Origin of the sequence: Paenibacillus wynnii, from assembly GCF_000757885.1 — a bacterium.
GTDB lineage: Bacteria > Bacillota > Bacilli > Paenibacillales > Paenibacillaceae > Paenibacillus_AQ > Paenibacillus_AQ wynnii.
Map to the genome: position 1 here is coordinate 1,916,158 of NZ_JQCR01000002.1, position 23,686 is coordinate 1,939,843.

Consider the following 23,686-nt stretch of genomic DNA (forward strand, 5'->3'; position numbering starts at 1 on the left):
GCCTGTACTGATAGTAACAAGTTTGTAATCTTTTAAGAAATTTCGTAACTATTCAGTACAAAATTGGAGTACCTGTCGCTGTTGTTATGTTACGATTTAGGTGCACAAAACGCCAAATTCCTGAGCACCAGGAAGTGGGGGAACCATATTTTGGGTGAATTGATCTCCTTACAGAGGGATCATAGGGGGCCTTCCACCGAACCCTTAAGCTAACCTCGCCGGCACTAGGAGGAATACATCTTTGAAAAGTCATAACTTTAAGAAAAAATGCACCGCAGCCGCATTGGGGCTTGTGATGGCATTCACCCTTGGTAGCAGCAGCGCTTTTGCTGACTCCAGAATGGATACAGTCATTGCTAAAACCATAGGAACGACGTATAAATTCGGTGGCACCAGTACAGCCGGCTTTGACTGTTCAGGGTTCACCAAATATGTATTCACTAAAGTAGGTCTTACCTTACCCCGTACTTCAAAAGCTCAATTCAAAGTAGGGACTCCCGTCCCGCGCAACAAGCTCCGTTCCGGTGACTTGATTTTCTTCAACACATTCGGAAAAGGCGTGTCCCATGTTGGTATTTATGTCGGCAATGGAAAATTTGCACAATCTTCTTCATCACGCGGTGTAAATATTAGTTCGCTGAGCCAGTCCTACTGGGCCAACCGCTACGTTGGCGCTAAAAGAGTTATGAGTACTACAGCATATAAAGCTGTTGCTTTTGATTGATCTATCCTAGCTAAATAACTAAATACTTAATCGAACATATAGCCCGGAACATGATTATTGCCGTAATCATTTTCGGGTTTTTCTTTATTTCCTTATTCTACCTTTTACACGTATTGAACGATGCTGAAACGCTTTTTTGGATAAAAAATGAAAAAAAACTTAAAAACTTGTCCATTTAGCGCCGCAACAGGATTTAACAGGCTATATAGCTATCAAATATCTCAATATTTTCACATTAATATGTTATAAGTGATTGCCAACTTGGGCTCTGTTTGTTACAATAATCGCAGTGAGTTTTTAGTAACATTTTTGTAATGAATAGCCCGTCCTTTTTGAACCTTTTGTCATGTGTTTCAGATAAGTTTATCTGCATCATCAGTACGTGCCGAGTTTCCTTAATAAAACAAGGAAAACGGGGGAACCACTTTGGGTGAATTGACCTCCTATTCTAAGAGGGGTCATAGGGGACCTTCAACCGAACCCTTAAGCTAACCTCGTAGGCATTTGGAAGGGGTTTACACTTTTGAAGAAAAAGTTAGCAGCCGCAGTACTTAGCTTTTCCATTATTTTTACCGCAATCGGAGCAGGAAGCGCTTTCGCGGATTCCAAGATGGACAAAGTAATCGATAAAGCTATCGGAACTAAATATGTAGCCGGTGGAGTATCGACAAACGGCTTTGATTGCTCTGGTTTTACCATGTACGTCTTCGACAAGATCGGTATTGATTTGCCACACCAATCTGGTTCTCAGTATCAAATGGGTACTGCAGTTTCCCGTAATGAATTAAGAGCTGGAGATCTTCTATTCTTCAATACCAGTGGAAAAGGCGTTTCACATGTCGGCATTTATGTCGGCGATGGTAAATTTGCACATGCTTCATCTTCACGCGGTGTAACCATTAGTACGCTGAGTGACAGTTACTACGTCAACCGCTACGTTGGCGCCAAACGAATTATGAGCACAAGTGCTTATAAGACCGTTGCAAGTGATGTTCAAGAAGACAATGACGATGTACAATAAGTAATACCGATAAGCTCTACTCCGCGATTTTTGCCGAAATCCTGGAGGGGGCTTATTTTTTTTGTCTTATTTTTTCGCCATACTTATTTTTACCCTTCTCATCAACCGTAAAACATCAAATCGCCCCTTAAATCGTTATTTAATAAATTATTTTTTTGTAAATTTTTTCCTTCAATAAAGTTCTTGAGTCGATTATGGCTCTTTTTGTATATAATTAGATATAGATTACTTCCCTGAAAGGAGGTCTTTGACCTATGATTAGTTCTCCTGTAACCTTCCGTGTGGTTCCGATGGAAATCACACATGCAGAAGAGATCTGCCTTTGGAATTATGAACCCCCCTATAACATTTATGGTTGGCAACGCTGGGATCAAATGCAGGCGCTGGGCATAGAATTCGGAGACCCAGAGATACGAAGTCATCAATATGTATCTGTGTTAAATGATCAGGATGTATTTTGCGGTTTTGCTCAGCTCTTCCCAATGGAAGGTGTTGTCAGGCTAGGCATAGGCATGAACCCTGATTTTTGCGGACATGGACTAGGAAAGCTGTTCGTGGATTCTATAGTTAAGGTAGCGTTGAAACGTTATCCTGAATGGGAAATAGATCTCGAAGTCCTCACTTGGAACCAACGTGCTATCCGAACCTATCGCAAATGCGGTTTTACGATTACGGACACCTATGAACGGCGGACACCCACTGGAGATAAGCCATTTTATTGCATGGTCTATGATAAATAGCACCTTAATTTCCACCTTTTTAAGAATAGGCTCTAAATCCGTTCATTTTTTTGCCACAAGTGCTATGATACCGCTTCACCTTCCGTTATAATATAGGAAATAGCTTACATAGAAGGGACGATTGCGGATGCAAAAATGGATAATGAGCGGTTTATTCTTTGCCGCCTGCGCCTTTGCAGTAATACTGATGTTCACTCTACCAGGTAAAGAACAGGTAGCCGAGCAGAACAATCCTACAATGCCCGTAGTCCAACTGGACTCGGCAAAGGCTGAAGCAACAGCACAAAAGGCCCAATGTATCACTTGTCACGGAGACCAATTACAGGGTGGAGTTGGCCCTAGCTTGCAGAACATAGGCAGCGAGCATGATGCTGAAGAAATTTTTAGCATTGTGGCCAAAGGCAGCGGGCAAATGCCTTCCTTTAAGGAAAAACTTGCGCCGGAAGAAATTGCGAACATCGCGATGTGGCTATCGGAAAAGAAATAAACTAACCATCTGAAATCATACTTTCCTTATCGTCCATACAACAAATACGCCTGTGCAGAGGAGCTTTTCTCCTACATGCACAGGCGTATTGTGTGTTCGGGCTTTTATTTTTGGTCATACGGTTACCTAACGGTTCTTCTCAAAGGCTTCATTAAATTGATGGGCTTCACGAATATCAACAGAAGTAATTCCGCCTTCATTATGGGTTGTAAGCCGAAGGGTTACAGCTTTATAGTCAATCGTAATATGAGGGTGGTGGTTAAATGCCTCTGAGATCGTGGCTACTTCATCCACAAATGCAATTCCCTTCATGAATTCATTGAACATGTATTTACGTACCATCGATTCATTATCCAGCTTCCAACCTTCGATCTTGCCTACCTGTTCAAGCAACTCTTGCCCCGTAAATAACAATTTTTGTTTCCTCCCTTATTAAAGGTAGCTTATAAGCAAACATCCCTTAGTTTCTTAGTCCAAGGGATGTACCAAAATCATGGCAATTTTCAGTTAGTGTATTCTTCCCTTGCAACAAATATAACTGAACTAACATTAATTTTACCATGGACTGGGAGCCTCAGGCAACTTAGCACCCGGCTTGCAGCGTCCTTAAACGAGTGGGACGGAGGCTAGATCTTCTTCCCCGACCAAAATATTGATGCGGTGTGTCTCCTTGTCATACATAACAACTCCGCCGCCTACCTGAATCACCGGTTCTTCACCAAGAGCAAAGAATAGATCCTCAGCCAAAGCCTCCCAAACCTCAAGCTTTGATTCCTCAGGCAGCTCCTTCCATTCATCAGATTCCATCTCAAAAAATAGATAACCGTCCGAAATACGTCCTACTGCTACCGTTAATTCATTCAAAATATCAGCGTAATCTCTACCATGCTTTACACCCACAACAATCACTCCGTTTTCTTCACAGATGGATAATTACTTACTTATCTATTATAGCCGAAAAAATGACTTCACAAAAAAGGGAATCCTGTCGATAAATAAGAATATACGTTGGTCGTATCGTGCAAGTGTCCCACCGCCGTTCAAGGATGATAAAAGCGGTATAGTCGGATCACTTCTTAAAACTCATGGACGAGGTGCATAATGGAAATTTCAACAATAATCGGTATAGTTCTCAGCTTGATCGCAGTATTATGGGGGATGGTCCTCAAAGGCGCCCCTCTTTACAGTTTATTGGCCCCGGCAGCTTACGTAATTATCTTGCTAGGTACTGCAGCGTCACTGTTCATGGCTTTTCCAATGAACGAAATGAAGAAGATTCCCAAGCTATTCAAAATCGTTTTTGTCAGCCAAAAGTTAATCAAAAAGAATGATTTAATCACTATGTTTATGGAGTGGGCCTCCATTACACGCCGCGAAGGCTTGCTGGCTCTAGAATCCAAGGTTGATGAAATAGAGGATGCTTTCCTTCGAAACGGTATGCGGATGATCATTGACGGTAATGATCAGGAGTTTGTCCGCGATGTTCTTATGGAAGATATCCATGCTACAGAAGATCGGCATAAAGCAGGAGCACTTATTTTTTCTCAAGCAGGTATGTATGCTCCGACTCTAGGGGTTCTTGGAGCCGTTATCGGTCTGATTGCGGCCATGGCGGATATGGGTGAGATGGAGAAGCTGGCTCATGCCATCGGGGGAGCTTTCATGGCCACAGTGCTTGGTATCTTTACCGGGTACGTGTTATGGCATCCGATTGCAACAAAGCTAAAGCGTTTGTCTAAACGCGAGATTGAAATCCGGCTAATGATGGTTGAAGGCTTGCTTTCCATTCAATCCGGTGTTTCCACAATTGCGATTAATCAAAAGCTCTCCGTATTCCTCACTCCTTCAGAGCGTACCAAGATGAACGAGAAGGAGGCTGGCTCGGGTGAGCAAAAAGATTAGGCACGAGGAACACGAGGAGCATGCCGACGAATCTTGGCTGCTCCCATATTCCGATCTAATGACGCTACTTGTCGCCCTGTTCCTTGTTCTGTATGCCATGAGTGCAACCGACGCCAAAAAGTTCGAAGAGATGAGTCAGGCATTCAGCTCCGCCCTTAATGGTGGAACAGGTATTCTAGACAAAAGCTCTGCGACACCCACAGATAGCAGCCTTGATCAGGGTAAAGGCAAGAAAATGGATAATATCATCCAAGAAAATACCGGTGAGGCCGAGATTGCTAAGCTCCGGAAGCAGGAACAGCAAGATCTTGAGAAGCTTAAGAAGCAGTTCGATCAATACATTAAGAATAACGGATTAACCGATCTTTTGAACACTAAGCTGAATCAATCTCAGCTTATGATTACTATCAGCGATAACGCTTTATTCTCCTCGGGACTAGCCCTTGTCAAAGACGATTCCCGTCAATTAGCAAAATCTATATCAACTATGTTGCAGCAATTCCCGGATTATGAAGTACTCGTACAGGGGCATACCGACAATATCCCTATTTCAAACAGCAGCTATTCTTCCAACTGGGATCTTAGTGTGGACCGGGCACTACATTTTATGAAAATATTATTGTTGAACACTAACCTAAACCCTAGGAAATTCAGTCCTATAGGCTATGGAGAATATCATCCGATCGCCGACAACACAACCGCTGATGGCCGTGCCAAAAACCGACGTGTAGAGGTCTCCATCCTTCGGAAGTACCAGGATCCCAATGCGGTAAATACCGTTGAGGCTTCCTCCAAATAATCAAACTGGTAAAACAATAAGAGCTGTCCCAAAGGTCTCAATAGGCCTCGTGGACAGCTCTTTTCTTTTATTTATTGAAGCTCATAATTCAGCATACTTCCAAGATCGGCCTTCTCTTCCGGCGTCAAATCACGCCATTCTCCCATTTGGAGCGCTCCCAGCCTGATGTTCATAATCCGGATACGCTGGAGCTTTCTGACCTCATAACCAAATGCGCTGCACATACGGCGAATTTGCCTGTTTTTACCCTCTGTTAAAATAATACGGAATACCCGGTCTGTAATACGTGTTACTTCGCAGGGCAGGGTTTTCTCTCCCATGATCTTGACTCCCGTTGACATACCGGCAAGAAAGGAGGATGTAATGGGCCTATCGACGGTAACAACATATTCCTTCTCATGTTGCCCCTCCGCACGTAATATTTTATTAACGATATCTCCATCATTGGTTAATAGAATCAATCCTTCGGAATCTTTGTCTAGCCTCCCGATAGGGAATATACGTTCATGATGACCTATAAAATCAACTATGTTCCCTCTAATATGCTCTTCTGTGGTTGAGGTAATACCGGTAGGCTTGTTGAGTGCAATGTAAACGGTCTGGCTCTCCGTCTCCAAGGTCTGGCCGTCTATTCGGACATCATCTCCCGGAACAGCCTGGCTTCCGAGTACAGCGCGTTCTCCGTTTATGGTGACTCTACCTGCATCCACCAGCTTGTCCGCTTCCCGTCGCGAGCAATAGCCCGTCTCACTGATGAATTTATTAATTCTCACTCTATTTTCACTCCGTTCTCCATTAAATACTCTCCTGTGGAGCAGCTTGCCCGCTGGATGGTATTTTAATTGTAATCTCAGTCCCGCGGCCCACTTCACTTTTAATCTCCAGACTCCCTTTATGGGCCTGAATGATACGCTGGCTAATCATGAGTCCCAGCCCAGTGCCGGTCTCTTTATTCGTAAAAAACGGCTCTCCAAGCTTAGGCAGCATTTCCTTGGATATGCCCTCTCCTTCATCCGTAATAACAATAACTACAGAATCAGGATCATTATATTGCTCAATTAAAATGGTTCCCCCAACCGGCATCGCTTCTATTGCATTCTTGACGATATTAATAAATACTTGCTTCAGTTGATTCTCCTCGCAGTGAACCGAGGCTGGCTGTTCCGACAATTTACTCTCAAACTGAACCCCGCATAGATGCGCCTGACTATCTAACAAAGAAATAACATCACTTAAAATATACCGCAGATCCTTTTGTTGAAAACGTACCGCCTGAGGCTTAGCCAGTATTAAAAATTCACTGACTATTAAGTTAATTCGTTCAAGCTCGGATAACATCAAGTTGATATGCAGTGGTATAAGTAGCTTCTTCTCTTGCTGAAGCTGCAAGAATCCCCGAAGGGTTGTCAGCGGGTTGCGAATTTCATGGGCTACACCGGCTGCCAGCTGGCCTACAGTAGTTAGCTTCTCGGAACGTCTTAGCAACTCTTCCATTCGGTTTCGCTCCGTCATATCGCGGGAGACGTGAATGAAAGACAGCGGATTCCCTTCCTCATCACGAATCACGGAGGTACTGACGCTGACTTCAACAACCGACCCACCTCGCTTAAGTCTAGCTGTCTCAAGCGGCGGAACAGCCCTGCCCTTCTTCAACTCATTCAGCCGGTCCTCTTCCTGCTGCAGGGCCGGAGCGGGTATCAGATAGGGCGCCTTCCCTACCACTTCGGCACCACTCCACCCGTAAAGCTCTTCGAAGGCACGATTAATGCTGATAATCCGTCCATCCATATCCATGGTGTGAATGGCATCGGATGTACCGTTAATCACTGATTCAAGATGCTCCTTCACTGCCCGGTTCTCTTCGAGAGTCTGCCTCAAACGGTTGGTATGCTGCATAAGATTATGAGTCATCGCGTTGATTCGGAGGGCTAACAATCCCAGCTCATCCCGACTGCGTACCACCAAGGGCGGTTCAAACTCCCCCCGGGCTACATTATTAACTTTATTTAGAATCTCCTGAATAGGACGAATTATAAATCCGGCCAATACATGACTCCCTAGTAAAAAAGCTACTAACAGCAATAAGGAAATAGAAAGATTATTTAGAAGCTGTTCTTTGATCACTGAGGAAATAACAGAGTAATCCATCACAACACTAATCACATAAGATCCCATATCAGGCTGGGTAACGGGTATGAAGCTTTTAAGTACTCTTTTGCCAAGAATAACTGTATCTATAGTAACTGGTTTTCCTCGATTCAGAGCATCTGCTATTGCTAATCTGTCTCGTTCCACATTACCATAGATATAGGTCCCGTATTTAATCGGACGGTTCCGAAGCTTTATATTAACATCGTCACTTCCGTCAGGCTTCATTGTTACTGAACCAAATGTGTTTGGATTAAAGCCTGTGACTTCGAGAATTCCGGGATTAACGCCTTTGGTCTGCTCTACAATCTCATTGGGGCTCATTATTTTCACATAGTCACTGACTGAGGTACTGCGGATATAGGGATCAATGATGTAATTACTGCGCCCATCATAATAGTATCCCCATTTCTCGATAAATTCAGGATTAGAGGAAGAGTATTCGAAAGGCCCTGACCAAAAGTTGCCCATCTTCTGCCCTTGAGCTACGGAGACTGTACGTCCTTCGAACAGATCTAAAAAAGCGGTATACCAATATCCCCACTCTTTTGTAGATAAGCCCAGTTCTTTAGGATCGGATGATTTAGCTACTACAACATCATCTTCCGTCTTAACCAATAACGATATATTAGAGATCTCCAGCTTAGCAGCCAGATCCTTAAGCTCGGCATTTCCGATATTGTTAATATCCCGATCTAACTTTTGAGAGATAAGAACCGCGGCCATTCGTAAGTTTCGGGCAATTTGATATTCGACATAGTTGGAGCTATATCTGCTCTGTTCTACAGAAACAGCAATCTGCATAGCAACCATTTCCATATTGCTTTCACTCGATTGGCGCAAATTATCACGGGTAGCATATAGGTTAAGTGTCTGATTCAGCGCAAGAATAAGCACGACTGAACCAAAAATAATACCTGAAAGTTTTGTTTGAATGGACAACCTAATTATTCCCCTCTTATCCGCTGGTAAATCCTAGCGAAGCGTTCAATAATTATCATACCTTCTGCCCACCCATTTGGAAAGACAATTATAGGAAGCCATATTACAAGAAAGATTGATAATTAAAATGTCTTTCTCTACAATATATAAGGAATCATCCACACGTTATGCACATATAAACAAATTATCAAAACGCGATGTGCACAAAATTGTGCATAAGTCGGCTGTTATCCACAGACTTATGCACAATTTGTTAAGAGCGAATATTTGTTCGTTGGACAATAGTTAATATAGAGGAGAAGATTACTTTGAGTAATGTTGTAGATAAATCGGTTAGTGACGATGCCTTGCATGAGTTTTGGATGAGGGAAGCTATTGTAGAAGCACGCAAAGCTGAAGCGCTGGGTGAAGTTCCTATAGGAGCAATCGTAGTCTGCCAAGGGAAAATTATCGGTCGTGGATATAATTTACGTGAAACTACAATGGATTCCACTGCCCACGCAGAGATGGTTGCTATACGGGAGGCAAGCAAAACGCTCAACTCATGGCGTTTACTCGGTTGTCGGCTCTATGTAACCCTTGAACCCTGCCCGATGTGCGCTGGGGCCATTGTACAATCAAGAATACCGTTGACGGTTTACGGTACACCCGATCCAAAAGCAGGCTGTGCCGGGACGTTGATGAATCTTCTGGAAGAACCGCGTTTTAACCACCGTACCGAAGTTATACAGGGAATCCTGCAAGAGGAATGCGCTGAGCTCCTAACTACATTCTTCAGACGCCTACGGCAGAGAGGTAGGGAAATCTAATGCATTTAACTCTATTTAATACGCCCGTAGGCATATACATTTCCCAGCTGTACATAGAGGACGCGGAGCAGCTGCTGGCGATGCGCCTCCGTAACCGCATGGCTCACCAACGGTATGAACCCATACACGATGAGGATTTTTATACACTGGAAGGACAGCGGCAGCTTCTTGACCGCCGCACACTGGAGGCTCAGCAAGACAAAGCTTATATGTTTGGAATTTATCTTCTTGATGGCAGTCTAATCGGTCAAATTACTATTTCCAATATTGTTAGGGGTGTAGGGCAGTTTGCTGATATAGGCTACTTTATGGATCAGGATGTGCAGTCTAAAGGGTATATGACAGCTGCTGTAGGATTAATACTCCAATTTGCCTTCCGCTCTCTAGCGCTGCATCGTGTTCAGGCTGCTATTCTTGTTGAGAATGCTGCATCACGCCGGGTGCTGGAGAAAAATCATTTTCAACCCGAAGGGACGGCCCGTGGCTTTATCAAGATCAATGGGGAATGGCAGGATCACCAAACCTATGCCATTTTGGTTAACGAGGTTCTATAGCATCCATTATATTAATTGAAAAAATCCCGTTTGGGCGTAAACGCTACGCTCAAACGGGATTTTGCAATTATAAAAATTAATATGAACCCATAACACCGAACTGTTCCTGCAGCTCTTCCATACTCACTACATCATCACCTTTAGGAATACCAATCTTAAACACTGGCTTCTCATTGATCTTGCTGTACTGGTTGCTGCCGGTCATTGATATTCCTACATTTGTGCCCTGTTCCGGATCACTCACTTTAATATCCATCACTATATCCTGATAAACCGGAAAATCATCCTTGTTGATAGCTGTATTGAAATGGAATTGATTAATCGTCAAGTATTTACCAAGATCAGCAAGCCCTTTATCCAGCTCAGCTCTGGTATCACCGGACTGCAATTCAGTTTTGGCTTCAGCTAGATCAGCAGCGTCAATCTGAAGCATTTCCTTGTATTCTTCCTTACCCACTATATCGATGATTTTTGGCAAAGCATTGTTTATAAGGATGGTGATTGCTTCTTTAATATTGTCGTTAGTCACTTGGAATTGAATGACCTGTTTAGCATCGACACCCTCTGGCAGTTTAGCATCCTTAACGTCAATATTCTTAAAGTACTTCGCCTCATCGTATTCAGCCATCAAGGTGTCTAGCACCTCATTGGAAAGCTTCTGAGCTTTTTGAGTATCCAATGTGGCCGGGTTAAACTCTGTTCCTTCCTGTTCAGCCAGCGCCTTCAAATCAAGCTCCAGAAATTTACCCACAAGGGTTTCAGGAAGAGGGACTAGCGGAATTGAAGGTATTTTGATAAAAACCTTCTCCGGTGTAATAACCATAGGTACGGTGAAACTCATGGCCATATCGCCCTTCAGGTTCAATACCATTGTCGCTTCTGTCTGCATCGGTTTTGCTTGATAGACACCGTCTACAGTAATCTCAGCATTCTTCATCATGCTCAGAATCTGAGTCGTCATTCCGTCCGCTTCACTAGCACCCTCGTCTATAGTCAGGTTATTCATAACAAATTTACTCTTCATCTCATATGAAGTCATCGTTGTTGCTTTGGTAGCTGCTGCCTTCAAGGCCTCCTTAGGCTCTTGCTTGCTTGAACAAGCCGGTAGTATTACAGCTGCAGTTAACAGCAAGGCTGCTGCAGAAATCCCCCATTTTTTAAACATTATTGATCTCCTCTCCCATGTAAAAAAATATCTCTCCTCCTTAATGATAAACCATTTGTCAAAATAGGGAAACAAATTTAGAAAGAATTTTTTATTTTTCTTTTTTAACCTTCAGGATTAAGATGGCTTACATGGTTGTCCTGTTTCACCTTTTTCGACCCAGAAAGCGGCTCCGGCCCAGGTTTACGGTCTCTCTTCTGATTACCTCCTGAGGGTTGAGCCTCTGGAACAGGTATGGTTTTTGGTTTGCTCATATTATCTCACGCTCCTAGGGATTAGTTAGGCCTTGAAGGGCCTGTGCACACTCATGAATCTGCCTGGTATATTGCTGCGCCAGCCCCTGTACAGTATCCGTACGTTCATCCGTTTGATGTCCACTTTTCTCCACATCGATCAGATCAACGGAAACCTCGCGGCTATCTACATAAGTACAGCGAAAATCAAGTGAGTATTTTTGACGACCCGCTGCATTGAAATGAATAAGCAGTGTCTGCTCATCGGCTTCATCAGCCTGCACTGTAAAGCTGTCTCCATCGTTCATTAAGGCAGGTAGCTGTTCTTTCCAAGCATTAACAAGACTCTCTTGGTCCAATTGCATTTGTCGTTCCATATTATCATCAGCCTCCTTCCCCATTACATTGCGGAGAAAACAAGCTTTTTATTCCCTGTTGGTTCAGGATCTCTATACAATTACGCCTTTTTAGTGTTCTAGAAAATAAAAAAGCCGCTCCCCGAAGGAAACGACTCTATATCTAATTTAAGTATATTTAGGATATGGCGGAGAGGGTGGGATTCGAACCCACGTGAGCTTGCACTCTAACGGTTTTCAAGACCGCCCCGTTATGACCGCTTCGGTACCTCTCCAATGCATCAAAATTTCACATGCAAGAGTATTGTACCATACAACAAAAGTATTGGCAAGTGAATTATAAAGATTTAAGTTGAATGCTTTTCACATTGCGCATATACGGTTGCAAGACTTCCGGAATTAAGACACTTCCATCTTCCTGCTGATAATTTTCAAGGATAGCGGCCACCGTACGACCAACTGCAAGTGCTGATCCGTTCAATGTATGAACGAACTCCGGCTTAGCCTTAGGCTCCGAACGAAAACGAATATTGGCCCGGCGTGCTTGGAAATCCTCTGTATTAGAGCAAGAGGAGATTTCCCGGTACATGCCGCTCTCTGGCAGCCAAACCTCTAAATCATAAGTCTTTGAAGAGGTAAAGCCCATGTCACCAGTACATAGACCCAGCACACGGTAAGGCAACTCCAACAATTGCAGCACACGCTCTGCATCTGCCGTCATTTTCTCCAACTCCTCATAAGAGGATTCCGGTGTTGTGAGCTTAACCAGCTCTACCTTGTTGAATTGATGCTGACGAATCAGTCCGCGAGTATCACGGCCCGCTGAGCCGGCTTCAGAACGAAAACAGGAGCTGTATGCCACATGATACTTCGGTAGATCAGCAGCAGTCAGAATTTCTTCCCGGTAATAATTCGTTACCGGTACTTCTGCCGTAGGAATCAGATAATATTCGGTATCACGCAATTTGAAAAGATCCTCTTCAAACTTAGGCAGCTGTCCTGTGCCATACAGGCTGTCCTTGTTAACGATGTAAGGAGGCAGCATCTCTTCATAGTTATGTTCACCACTGTGTAGGTCCATCATAAAATTAATAAGAGCCCGCTCAAGTCTGGCTCCCAACCCTTTATAAAAAGCAAACCGGGAACCCGTTACTTTGGCAGCGGCTTCAAAATCTATAATGTCCAAATTTTGAGCAAGCTCCCAATGGGACTTAGGTGTGAACCCAAATTCACGCGGATTCGACCAGCGGCGCACTTCCACATTCTCTTCTTCTGATTTGCCTACAGGTACAGAAACATGAGGAATATTCGGAATATTAAGCGTCAATTCGGAAATCTTAGCCTCCAGATCACGCACCTCATCATCGAGCTCTTTAATCCGATCGGATACACTTCGCATCTCAGTGATTAGTTCTTCTGCAGGTTCACCATTCTTCTTACGCTTTGCCACTTCTCCAGAGACGGTATTTCGACGATTCTTCAAGCCTTCCGTTTCCTGCAAAAGCTCACGGCGGCGAAGATCCAATTGTGGGAATTCCGCGATTAAATCAAGCGATTTACCTCGGTTTGCCAATGCTTGCTCCACCCGGGCATAATCACTACGCAATACTTTAACATCTAACACAAAGGGTTCCCTCCTGAAAACAACCTTAACTCTTTCAAGTTGCCGGTAACAGCTTTGAAAGAGTAAGGGTGTCCTTATATGCAGTTCTATTAAGCGGTAGTACCGCTGGCTTCTACCATATCGGTAAAATATTGATGCAGCCGGAAATCATCTGTCAGTTCCGGGTGAAATGATGAAACCAGTAGATTGCCTTGCCGTGCGGTTACTATCTCGTCTTTGTAAACGGAAAGCACCTCGACCTCCGAACCCACTTCATTAATCAGTGGGGCACGGATGAAGACTGCCCGAATCGGCTCCTCAATCCCTTTTACATCCAGATCGCATTCAAAGCTTTCCCGTTGGCGGCCAAAGGCATTTCTGGCTACGGTGATATCCATCAGTTCCAAATGTCCAGTTTCGCCGCCAGCAATTTGCTTGGCTAACACGATCATACCGGCACAGGTTCCGAATATCGGCTTACCCTGATTGGAGAAATCACGGATTGCCTCGATAAAGCCATACTTGCGCATAAGCTTACCGATCGTTGTGCTTTCTCCACCTGGGATAATCAGTCCTTCAACCTCTTCTAGCTGCTCCACGCGCTTGATAGCGAGGCCTTCAGCTCCGGTCTTCTCTATACTGACAATATGCTCTGTTACAGCGCCTTGCAGCGCCAGCACTCCTATTCTCATCCGGTAACCTTCTCTCTATTAACGGCCACGCTCCGACATGCGTTCAGCCGGTGTCAAAGTCGCAATATCAATACCCTTCATTGGTGTACCTAGATTCTTGGATACTTCCGCAATTAATTTGTAATCCGTGTAGTGAGTTGTAGCTTCTACAATCGCACGGGCAAATTTCTCAGGATTGTCCGATTTAAAAATACCAGAACCAACGAATACGCCGTCAGCTCCCAAATGCATCATTAATGCAGCATCAGCTGGAGTAGCTACGCCGCCTGCAGCGAAGTTAACTACCGGCAGTTTGCCGAGTTGGTGCACTTCAAGCAGAAGATCATAAGCAACACCCAAATTTTTTGCTTCATTATAAAGTTCGTCCAAAGACATATTGGTTACTCGGCGGATTTGGCCGTTAATGACACGCATATGACGGACTGCCTCCACAATATTTCCGGTTCCTGGCTCACCTTTTGTACGGATCATTGATGCTCCTTCGCCAATACGACGCAGGGCCTCTCCAAGATCCTTAGCTCCACACACAAAAGGAACGGTGAACTCTCGTTTATTGATATGAAACACTTCATCAGCCGGTGTAAGGACTTCGCTCTCATCCAGATAATCAACACCCAGTGACTCCAGAACTCTCGCTTCTACGTAATGCCCAATACGCGCCTTGGCCATAACAGGAATGCTAACCACTTTGATAACCTCTTCTACAATAGTAGGATCGGCCATCCGTGCTACTCCGCCAGCTGCCCGAATATCGGAAGGTACGCGTTCTAGAGCCATAACGGCTACTGCACCCGCAGCCTCTGCAATTTTTGCTTGCTCAGCATTCATGACGTCCATAATGACGCCGCCCTTTTGCATTTCTGCCATACCTCTTTTAACTCGCGATGTTCCTGTTTCCATGTCCAAGCCTCCCGATTGATCTATCTGAATCTAACTTGTAATTTTACCGCAAGGCGGCTAAATATACAACCCATTTACTCGGAATTTCTACTGTTATCGACAAAATGGCCGATTAAAACAAGTTTTTGATTCCGTTAAACAGATCGCCTAAAAATTCTCCTATCGCTCTAAAGAACAGCTTAAACCAGCCAGCCTTTTCCGCTTCATCTGAAGTGACCAGATTCACCGTCTTTTGCTGTGCTTGTGACATACCTTCAGCCTTGTAGGAATAAGTAACCTTGCCTACTTTTGAGCCTTTAGCAATAGGAGCAACCAGAGTTGCTGGATCATTGATTTGGGCCGTGGCAGTGATTTGAGGAGATGTAGTTCCTTTAGGTACGATAAAAGTAACACCTGCATCGGTAACTACGGAAACCTCTTTTTTCTTGCCTTTCAATACCGGCACCGTTTGATTGCTTTCTACAACGGACTTAGGTGCAATAACCTGCTTGATCTCAAAATTAGTGAACCCATAATCAAGCACCTTTTTGGTTTCTGTAAAGCGATGGGCTTCTGAATCAGCTCCCATAACGACACTAATGAGACGCACTCCATCACGAACTGCTGTACCTGTAAAGCAATTGCCTGCGCTGGCGGTATGCCCGGTCTTTAGACCATCCAGACCCGGATAAGCATAGGCCTTAAAGTTAACGTTATTCTTGTTGGCTTCCAACATCCAGTTATAGTTAATCATCGGAGCTTTATCCCGTGGACGGAATTTGTACGATTGAATGGTTGTGAATTTTGTAAAATCAGGGTGATCTGTAACAATAAATTTAGCAAGAATAGCAGCGTCCATTGCAGACATTACCGTTTCTTTATCTATATCCGGGCGAAAATCAGCAGGCATATCCTCGCGGCTTAGTCCTGTAGAATTGACAAAATAGGCTGTTTTCATTCCCATCTTCTGCGCGGTATCATTCATCATGGCCACAAAGGCCTCTTCGGATCCTCCAACCAGTTCTGCAAGAGCTACTGTGGCATCATTTGCAGATCCAACAGCCATCGCTATGTACAGTTCCTCAACCGTATGTTCGTCCCCTTCAGCAAGAAAAATACGTGAGCCGATTTGCTCAGAAGCATTCTTCTGAACGATAACCTTTTGATCCCAGGCAATCTTACCGGTCTTCACGGCATCGGCTACAATATATTCTGTCATCATTTTCGTCATACTTGCGGGAGGTAAAGGCTCATCTGCATTTAAGGATAATAGCACTTGCCCTGTTGTAGGCTCAATCAGTACCGCTGATTTCAATTCTAAGCCAAGAGATTCCACTGAAGGGATCTTTACGGCAGTTCCTTTAGCTGTAGCTGGCGCTACTGTCCCTGCCTCTGTAGTAGCAGGTGTTTTTTCTCCTTCGGCCATAGCCGGAATAGCAGAAAACATTAGCATATTTATAAGAAGACCTACTGTAGCTGTCTTAATCACGAATTGTTTACTGGTAGATTGCTGCTTGTACTTCAATTGATTTATACTCTCCTTTTAAACTTCATATCCATTGCTTGTTCTATTCTAACACAGGGGTACCTGCAAAAAAAGACAGACAAGGCGAAATTCGTCCTGTCCGTCCGTAAATTAGTGCTAAAGGTCGATTACAAAGAATAATTGGGTGCTTCCTTTGTAATTTGTACATCATGCGGGTGACTTTCACGCAATCCTGCCCCGGTAATACGGATGAACGAAGTGTCGTTTTGCAATTCCAAAAGTGATTTCGTACCGCAATACCCCATACCTGAGCGGAGACCACCAATTAACTGATGAACCGTATCAGAAAGTGGTCCTTTAAAAGCAACACGACCTTCGATACCTTCAGGAACAAGCTTCTTATCGTCATCCTGGAAGTAGCGATCTTTACTTCCTTGCTTCATGGCACTCATGCTGCCCATGCCACGGTAGACTTTAAATTTCCGGCCTTGATAAATCTCAGATTCACCCGGGCTTTCTTCTGTACCTGCAAACAAACTTCCCATCATCACGGCGTGAGCACCTGCAGCAATAGCTTTGGTGATCTCTCCTGAGTACTTAATTCCGCCATCAGCGATGATTGGAATACCGTATTCGCGAGCAACCGTTGCACAATCATAAATAGCTGTAACTTGAGGTACACCGATACCGGCGATTACACGCGTAGTACAGATCGAGCCCGGACCTATACCTACTTTGACTACGGATGCACCGGCTTCAATCAACTCACGAGTCGCATCACCAGTAGCCACGTTACCAGCAACAATTGTCAGGTCTGGATAGAGCTGCCGCAGCTGCCGTACAGCCTCTATAATGTTAATATGGTGACCATGTGCAGAATCAACGGTGATAAGATCTACACCAGCCTGAACTAATGCCTCAGCCCGTTCGAATGTATCCTTAGAAATACCGATAGCTGCCCCTACAAGCAATCGACCTTGAGAATCCTTAGCTCCGTTAGGGAACTGAATAGCCTTCTCAATATCCTTGATCGTAATAAGTCCCTTAAGAATAAAGTTCTCATCTACGAGTGGAAGTTTCTCGATTTTATGACGCTGCAGAATACCCTCTGCTTCATAAAGAGTTGTACCCACAGCAGCAGTAACCAAGTTCTCATGCGTCATAACTTCACTGATACGTATGTTATAGTCATGGATGAATCGCAAGTCTCTGTTAGTCAAAATACCTACCAATTTATTATTCTCGTCAACGATAGGCACGCCTGAAATGCGATACTTACCCATCAGTACTTCAGCATCAGATACCCAGTGGTTTGCGGTAAGAGAGAACGGATTGGTAATGACTCCACTCTCGGAGCGCTTCACGCGGTCCACCTCTTCCGCTTGCTGCTCCACGGACATATTCTTGTGAATGATACCAATGCCACCCTCACGCGCGATAGCAATCGCCATGGCTGCTTCTGTCACCGTATCCATACCTGCACTCATAAGTGGAATATTAAGCTTCACATGCTTACTCAGAACAGTTGTCAGGTCCACTTCCTTCGGTAAAACCTCGGATTTACGCGGCACCAGCAGTACATCATCAAAAGTTAGTCCCTCTTTACCAAACTTATCTTCCCACACCTGGGTCATTCCTCCTCTAATATCTATTTCCGTAGGCCCACAAACTTTATAAAAGAAGAAACTCCGAGTCCAGTCCATTCACGACAGACAATTATAAGAGACGTTGAAGTTGTATCTAATCGTATCTTCATTAAAGGTTTGAGATGCTTGTCCAAAAATATATTATTGCCATCTTAGCAAAGGCTTTTTGCACTGTCAAGAATATTACACGTAGTAGTAAGGTATTCCGTAAACCTTTAACACGAAAGCGAATTCTTGGACTAAAGTCCACCTACGACGGACACCTTTGGTCATTTGAAATATACAAAAAACCACTGTTGAATGAATCAACAGTGGTCTCATGTGCTTGGCAACGTCCTACTCTCCCAGGACCCTTCGGTCCAAGTACCATCGGCGCTGGAGGTCTTAACGGTCGTGTTCGGGATGGGTACGCGTGGAACCCCTCCGCTATCGCCACCAAACGGCAGGCTTAATCGCCTGAAAACTGAATCCGAAACAAATCTGCGTTTAGATATTTGGATAAGCCCTCGACCGATTAGTATTGGTCAGCTCCATGCATTGCTGCACTTCCACCTCCAACCTATCTACCTCGTCGTCTTCAAGGGGTCTTACTAATTGGGAAATCTCATCTTGAGGGGGGCTTCACGCTTAGATGCTTTCAGCGCTTATCCCGTCCGTACGTAGCTACTCAGCCATGCTCCTGGCGGAACAACTGATGCACCAGCGGTACGTCCATCCCGGTCCTCTCGTACTAAGGACAGCTCCTCTCAAATTTCCTGCGCCCACGACAGATAGGGACCGAACTGTCTCACGACGTTCTGAACCCAGCTCGCGTACCGCTTTAATGGGCGAACAGCCCAACCCTTGGGACCTACTTCAGCCCCAGGATGCGATGAGCCGACATCGAGGTGCCAAACCTCCCCGTCGATGTGGACTCTTGGGGGAGATAAGCCTGTTATCCCCAGGGTAGCTTTTATCCGTTGAGCGATGGCCCTTCCATGCGGTACCACCGGATCACTAAGTCCGACTTTCGTCCCTGCTCGACTTGTAGGTCTCGCAGTCAAGCTCCCTTATGCCTTTGCACTCTTCGAATGATTTCCAACCATTCTGAGGGAACCTTGGAACGCCTCCGTTACTCTTTAGGAGGCGACCGCCCCAGTCAAACTGCCCGCCTGACACGGTCCCCGTACCCGATTAGGGCACTAGGTTAGAACCTAGATACGATCAGGGTGGTATCCCAACGTCGCCTCTGCAGAAGCTTGCGCTCCTGCTTCTCTGGCTCCCACCTATCCTGTACAGATCGTACCCAAATTCAATATCAAGCTGCAGTAAAGCTCCATGGGGTCTTTCCGTCTTGTCGCGGGTAACCTGCATCTTCACAGGTATTAAAATTTCACCGGATCTCTCGTTGAGACAGCGCCCAAGTCGTTACGCCATTCGTGCGGGTCAGAATTTACCTGACAAGGAATTTCGCTACCTTAGGACCGTTATAGTTACGGCCGCCGTTTACTGGGGCTTCGGTTCACAGCTTCGGATTGCTCCTAACCGCTCCCCTTAACCTTCCAGCACCGGGCAGGCGTCAGCCCGTATACTTCGCCTTGCGGCTTCGCACAGACCTGTGTTTTTGCTAAACAGTCGCTTGGGCCTTTTCACTGCGGCCCCCTCGTGCTATTCACACTACCGGGGCACCCCTTCTCCCGAAGTTACGGGGTCATTTTGCCGAGTTCCTTAACGAGAGTTCTTCCGCGCGCCTTAGAATTCTCTTCTCGCCTACCTGTGTCGGTTTGCGGTACGGGCACCTTCTCCTGGCTAGAGGCTTTTCTTGGCAGTGTGAGATCATGACCTTCGCTACTACAATTTTCGCTCCCCATCACAGCCTGGCCTAACAATGTGCGGATTTGCCTACACATTAGCCTCACTGCTTAGACGGACACTTCCATCAGTCCGCGTCACTACCCTCCTGCGTCACCCCATCGCTCATAGCGGATTACGGTGGTACAGTAATTTCAAACTGTTGTCCTTCGACTACGCCTTTCGGCCTCGCCTTAGGTCCCGACTTACCCTGAGCGGACGAGCCTTCCTCAGGAAACCTTGGGCTTTCGGCGGATCAGATTCTCACTGATCTTTTCGTTACTCATACCGGCATTCTCACTTGTATACGCTCCAGCACTCCTCACGGTATACCTTCAACGTATATACAACGCTCCCCTACCCCAGATACTAAGTATCTAGCCATAGCTTCGGTGGTGTGTTTAGCCCCGTTACATTTTCGGCGCAGAGTCACTCGACCAGTGAGCTATTACGCACTCTTTCAATGGTGGCTGCTTCTAAGCCAACATCCTGGTTGTCTGTGCAACTCCACATCCTTTCCCACTTAACACACACTTGGGGACCTTAGCTGATGGTCTGGGCTGTTTCCCTTTCGACAATGGATCTTAGCACTCACTGTCTGACTCCCGGCAATAAGTATATGGCATTCGGAGTTTGACTGATCTTGGTAACCCTTGCGGGCCCCGCAACCAATCAGTGCTCTACCTCCACTACTCTAATACCGAGGCTAGCCCTAAAGCTATTTCGGGGAGAACCAGCTATCTCCGAGTTCGATTGGAATTTCTCCGCTACCCCCACCTCATCCCCGCATTTTTCAACATGCGTGGGTTCGGGCCTCCAGTGCGTGTTACCGCACCTTCACCCTGGACAGGGGTAGATCACACGGTTTCGGGTCTACGTCCACATACTCAATCGCCCTATTCAGACTCGCTTTCGCTGCGGCTCCGTCTTCTCGACTTAACCTTGCATGTTAAACGTAACTCGCCGGTTCATTCTACAAAAGGCACGCCATCACCCATAGATAGGGCTCTGACTTTTTGTAAGCACACGGTTTCAGGTTCTATTTCACTCCCCTTCCGGGGTGCTTTTCACCTTTCCCTCACGGTACTGTTTCACTATCGGTCGCCAGGTAGTATTTAGCCTTAGCAGATGGTCCTGCTGGATTCATACGGGGTTTCACGTGCCCCGCACTACTCGGGATCCGTCTCGGAGAGAACACAGTTTAGATTACAGGGCTTTTACCTCTATCGCGGGCCTTTCCAGACCTCTTCATCTACTGTATTCCTTTGTAACTCCATGTGAGACGTCCCACAACCCCAAGGGGCAAGCCCCTTGGTTTAGGCTGTTCCGCGTTCGCTCGCCGCTACTGACGGAATCACTATTGTTTTCTCTTCCTCAGGGTACTTAGATGTTTCAGTTCCCCTGGTCTGCCTCTACATACCCTATGTATTCAGGTATGAGTAACTGCGAATTACCACAGCTGGGTTTCCCCATTCGGACACCCCCGGATCAAAGCTTGCTTACAGCTCCCCGAGGCAGTTTCGTTGTTCGCCACGTCCTTCGTCGGCTCCTGGCGCCTAGGCATCCTCCGTGTGCTCTTATTAGCTTAACCATCACTCCGGTGTTTGGCTTGTTTACACAATCCAAAACCTTCGTTTCCAGCTAATAACTAATTTACTTGTTTGCACAAGTTATAGCTAAAAGATGTTCTAAAACGCAAATTCGTTTCGGTATCCAGTTTTCAAGGATCAAGTTTCTGTTAATTTTGGGTCGATCACGAATGTGTCGATCAAAATTACAGACAAGTTTAAAAATGAGAGCTTAAACTCTCAAAACTGAACAACGAGTGAGTGGTTCGAACCTTCAAGGGTCCTTATAGAAGCTTAACGCTTCTGTTCGAATGTTTCCGTTACAGGAAACGATTCTCCATAGAAAGGAGGTGATCCAGCCGCACCTTCCGATACGGCTACCTTGTTACGACTTCACCCCAATCATCTACCCCACCTTCGGCGGCTGGCTCCCTTGCGGGTTACCCCACCGACTTCGGGTGTTGTAAACTCTCGTGGTGTGACGGGCGGTGTGTACAAGACCCGGGAACGTATTCACCGCGGCATGCTGATCCGCGATTACTAGCAATTCCGACTTCATGCAGGCGAGTTGCAGCCTGCAATCCGAACTGAGACCGGCTTTGTTGGGATTCGCTCCACCTTGCGATTTCGCAGCCCGTTGTACCGGCCATTGTAGTACGTGTGTAGCCCAGGTCATAAGGGGCATGATGATTTGACGTCATCCCCACCTTCCTCCGGTTTGTCACCGGCAGTCTGCTTAGAGTGCCCACCATAATGTGCTGGCAACTAAGCATAAGGGTTGCGCTCGTTGCGGGACTTAACCCAACATCTCACGACACGAGCTGACGACAACCATGCACCACCTGTCTCCGATGCTCCGAAGAGGGGCACTATCTCTAATGCTTACATCGGGATGTCAAGACCTGGTAAGGTTCTTCGCGTTGCTTCGAATTAAACCACATACTCCACTGCTTGTGCGGGTCCCCGTCAATTCCTTTGAGTTTCAGTCTTGCGACCGTACTCCCCAGGCGGAGTGCTTACTGTGTTAACTTCGGCACCAAGGGTATCGAAACCCCTAACACCTAGCACTCATCGTTTACGGCGTGGACTACCAGGGTATCTAATCCTGTTTGCTCCCCACGCTTTCGCGCCTCAGCGTCAGTTACAGCCCAGAAAGTCGCCTTCGCCACTGGTGTTCCTCCACATATCTACGCATTTCACCGCTACACGTGGAATTCCACTTTCCTCTTCTGTACTCAAGCCACCCAGTTTCCAGTGCGACCTCAGGTTGAGCCCAAGGTTTAAACACCAGACTTAAATAGCCGCCTGCGCGCGCTTTACGCCCAATAATTCCGGACAACGCTTGCCCCCTACGTATTACCGCGGCTGCTGGCACGTAGTTAGCCGGGGCTTTCTTCTCAGGTACCGTCACTCCGGTAGCAGTTACTCTACCGGACGTTCTTCCCTGGCAACAGAGCTTTACGATCCGAAAACCTTCATCACTCACGCGGCATTGCTCCGTCAGGCTTTCGCCCATTGCGGAAGATTCCCTACTGCTGCCTCCCGTAGGAGTCTGGGCCGTGTCTCAGTCCCAGTGTGGCCGTTCACCCTCTCAGGTCGGCTACGCATCGTCGCCTTGGTGAGCCGTTACCTCACCAACTAGCTAATGCGCCGCAGGCCCATCCCTCAGTGACAGATTGCTCCGTCTTTCATTCTCTCCTCAGGTGAGGAAAGAAATTATCCGGTATTAGCTACCGTTTCCGGTAGTTATCCCAGTCTAAGGGGCAGGTCGCCTACGTGTTACTCACCCGTCCGCCGCTAAATGATTTTGAAAGCAAGCTTTCAAAATCACTCCGCTCGACTTGCATGTATTAGGCATGCCGCCAGCGTTCGTCCTGAGCCAGGATCAAACTCTCCAAATTGTATTTAGAAAGAGCGATTGCTCATTTTGAAACATCTGACGAGAATTAAAAAATTCTCTGATCATGGTCTTCAAGAAGTCCATGATTTTGGATTTTACTCTCGTAAAATCTCACTCACTCGTTGTTCAGTTTTCAAAGATCAAGTTCTCGTTGTCGGCGGTTAATGTCTCACCAGCAACTCTTATAATATATCATATCCAA

At 45.8% G+C, this 23,686-nt stretch carries 20 protein-coding genes, 1 tRNA gene, 3 rRNA genes and 2 riboswitches; of the genes, 8 read left to right on the plus strand and 16 right to left on the minus strand.

Going from position 1 to position 23,686, the window contains the following annotated elements; genetic code table 11:
* Positions 1 to 100: 100 nt before the first annotated feature.
* A riboswitch (cyclic di-AMP (ydaO/yuaA leader) is annotated at positions 101 to 239 on the plus strand.
* 56 nt (positions 240 to 295) lie between these two features.
* From PWYN_RS11115 to PWYN_RS11130, 4 genes are all read left to right on the plus strand, one after another.
* The gene (locus PWYN_RS11115; RefSeq protein WP_052088002.1) at positions 296 to 724 is read left to right on the plus strand and encodes a C40 family peptidase; all 429 of its coding nucleotides are present in this window, start codon (positions 296 to 298) and stop codon (positions 722 to 724) included.
* 373 nt (positions 725 to 1,097) lie between these two features.
* A riboswitch (cyclic di-AMP (ydaO/yuaA leader) is annotated at positions 1,098 to 1,242 on the plus strand.
* Positions 1,243 to 1,247: 5 nt separating this feature from the next.
* Positions 1,248 to 1,745, plus strand: coding sequence for a C40 family peptidase (locus PWYN_RS11120; protein ID WP_036651460.1), 498 nt, complete (start codon positions 1,248 to 1,250; stop codon positions 1,743 to 1,745).
* 254 nt (positions 1,746 to 1,999) lie between these two features.
* Positions 2,000 to 2,485, plus strand: a complete 486-nt coding sequence (locus tag PWYN_RS11125) for a GNAT family N-acetyltransferase (RefSeq protein ID WP_036651462.1) — start codon at positions 2,000 to 2,002, stop codon at positions 2,483 to 2,485.
* A gap of 127 nt (positions 2,486 to 2,612) precedes the next feature.
* A complete protein-coding gene (locus tag PWYN_RS11130; RefSeq protein ID WP_036651465.1) occupies positions 2,613 to 2,972 on the plus strand; it encodes a c-type cytochrome in 360 nt (119 codons plus the stop codon).
* Between the two features lie 126 nt (positions 2,973 to 3,098).
* Here the strand turns inward: PWYN_RS11130 and PWYN_RS11135 are convergent, their stop codons facing one another.
* Complete coding sequence (locus PWYN_RS11135; protein ID WP_036651468.1) at positions 3,099 to 3,386, minus strand: 4a-hydroxytetrahydrobiopterin dehydratase; 288 nt, start codon at positions 3,384 to 3,386, stop codon at positions 3,099 to 3,101.
* A 192-nt stretch (positions 3,387 to 3,578) separates the two neighbouring features.
* Complete coding sequence (locus PWYN_RS11140) at positions 3,579 to 3,872, minus strand: hypothetical protein (protein ID WP_036651471.1); 294 nt, start codon at positions 3,870 to 3,872, stop codon at positions 3,579 to 3,581.
* Between the two features lie 201 nt (positions 3,873 to 4,073).
* Here PWYN_RS11140 and motA point away from each other — a divergent pair, with 201 nt between their 5' ends.
* Complete coding sequence (gene motA / locus PWYN_RS11145) at positions 4,074 to 4,874, plus strand: flagellar motor stator protein MotA (RefSeq protein ID WP_036651473.1); 801 nt, start codon at positions 4,074 to 4,076, stop codon at positions 4,872 to 4,874.
* Positions 4,858 to 5,673 carry a flagellar motor protein MotB gene (gene motB, locus PWYN_RS11150; RefSeq protein ID WP_036651475.1) on the plus strand — a complete coding sequence of 272 codons (816 nt, stop codon included), beginning with the start codon at positions 4,858 to 4,860 and terminating at the stop codon, positions 5,671 to 5,673. Before motA ends, motB begins: the two co-directional genes overlap by 17 nt.
* A 71-nt stretch (positions 5,674 to 5,744) precedes the next feature.
* Here the strand turns inward: motB and rluF are convergent, their stop codons facing one another.
* A complete protein-coding gene (rluF, locus tag PWYN_RS11155; RefSeq protein ID WP_036651477.1) occupies positions 5,745 to 6,446 on the minus strand; it encodes a 23S rRNA pseudouridine(2604) synthase RluF in 702 nt (233 codons plus the stop codon).
* A 22-nt stretch (positions 6,447 to 6,468) separates the two neighbouring features.
* Positions 6,469 to 8,763 carry a sensor histidine kinase gene (locus tag PWYN_RS11160; protein ID WP_036651479.1) on the minus strand — a complete coding sequence of 765 codons (2,295 nt, stop codon included), beginning with the start codon at positions 8,761 to 8,763 and terminating at the stop codon, positions 6,469 to 6,471.
* Positions 8,764 to 9,071: 308 nt separating this feature from the next.
* On the opposite strand from PWYN_RS11160, the gene tadA reads away from it, so the two are divergent.
* Both tadA and PWYN_RS11170 read left to right on the plus strand, forming a co-directional pair.
* Positions 9,072 to 9,572: a tRNA adenosine(34) deaminase TadA gene (gene tadA, locus PWYN_RS11165; protein ID WP_036651481.1), complete on the plus strand. Its 501-nt coding sequence runs from the start codon at positions 9,072 to 9,074 to the stop codon at positions 9,570 to 9,572.
* Complete coding sequence (locus PWYN_RS11170) at positions 9,572 to 10,126, plus strand: GNAT family N-acetyltransferase (protein WP_036651484.1); 555 nt, start codon at positions 9,572 to 9,574, stop codon at positions 10,124 to 10,126. Before tadA ends, PWYN_RS11170 begins: the two co-directional genes overlap by 1 nt.
* 76 nt (positions 10,127 to 10,202) lie before the next feature.
* Here the strand turns inward: PWYN_RS11170 and PWYN_RS11175 are convergent, their stop codons facing one another.
* The 12 genes from PWYN_RS11175 to PWYN_RS11230 form a co-directional block, all read right to left on the minus strand.
* The gene (locus tag PWYN_RS11175; RefSeq protein WP_036651485.1) at positions 10,203 to 11,291 is read right to left on the minus strand and encodes a hypothetical protein; all 1,089 of its coding nucleotides are present in this window, start codon (positions 11,289 to 11,291) and stop codon (positions 10,203 to 10,205) included.
* Positions 11,292 to 11,395: 104 nt separating this feature from the next.
* A complete protein-coding gene (locus tag PWYN_RS11180) occupies positions 11,396 to 11,545 on the minus strand; it encodes a small acid-soluble spore protein P (protein WP_036651488.1) in 150 nt (49 codons plus the stop codon).
* 14 nt (positions 11,546 to 11,559) lie between these two features.
* Entirely contained in the window at positions 11,560 to 11,901 is a 342-nt protein-coding gene (locus PWYN_RS11185) for a KH domain-containing protein (RefSeq protein ID WP_036651490.1), read from the minus strand.
* A 165-nt stretch (positions 11,902 to 12,066) separates the two neighbouring features.
* Positions 12,067 to 12,155 (minus strand) — tRNA-Ser (locus tag PWYN_RS11190).
* Between the two features lie 62 nt (positions 12,156 to 12,217).
* Positions 12,218 to 13,504: a serine--tRNA ligase gene (gene serS, locus PWYN_RS11195; RefSeq protein ID WP_036651493.1), complete on the minus strand. Its 1,287-nt coding sequence runs from the start codon at positions 13,502 to 13,504 to the stop codon at positions 12,218 to 12,220.
* Positions 13,505 to 13,593: 89 nt separating this feature from the next.
* The gene (gene pdxT / locus PWYN_RS11200; RefSeq protein WP_036651495.1) at positions 13,594 to 14,175 is read right to left on the minus strand and encodes a pyridoxal 5'-phosphate synthase glutaminase subunit PdxT; all 582 of its coding nucleotides are present in this window, start codon (positions 14,173 to 14,175) and stop codon (positions 13,594 to 13,596) included.
* An 18-nt stretch (positions 14,176 to 14,193) separates the two neighbouring features.
* Entirely contained in the window at positions 14,194 to 15,075 is an 882-nt protein-coding gene (pdxS, locus tag PWYN_RS11205; protein WP_036651498.1) for a pyridoxal 5'-phosphate synthase lyase subunit PdxS, read from the minus strand.
* A 112-nt stretch (positions 15,076 to 15,187) separates the two neighbouring features.
* Positions 15,188 to 16,579: a D-alanyl-D-alanine carboxypeptidase family protein gene (locus tag PWYN_RS11210; protein WP_036651503.1), complete on the minus strand. Its 1,392-nt coding sequence runs from the start codon at positions 16,577 to 16,579 to the stop codon at positions 15,188 to 15,190.
* Positions 16,580 to 16,707: 128 nt separating this feature from the next.
* On the minus strand, positions 16,708 to 18,165 hold the full coding sequence (guaB, locus tag PWYN_RS11215) for an IMP dehydrogenase (RefSeq protein ID WP_036651507.1): 1,458 nt from the start codon (positions 18,163 to 18,165) through the stop codon (positions 16,708 to 16,710).
* A 344-nt stretch (positions 18,166 to 18,509) separates the two neighbouring features.
* Positions 18,510 to 18,626, minus strand: a 5S ribosomal RNA gene (gene rrf, locus PWYN_RS11220).
* A gap of 54 nt (positions 18,627 to 18,680) precedes the next feature.
* Positions 18,681 to 21,607, minus strand: a 23S ribosomal RNA gene (locus tag PWYN_RS11225).
* A 320-nt stretch (positions 21,608 to 21,927) separates the two neighbouring features.
* A 16S ribosomal RNA gene (locus PWYN_RS11230) occupies positions 21,928 to 23,485 on the minus strand.
* The 16S, 23S and 5S rRNA genes sit together here, the layout of an rRNA operon.
* Positions 23,486 to 23,686: the final 201 nt, after the last annotated feature.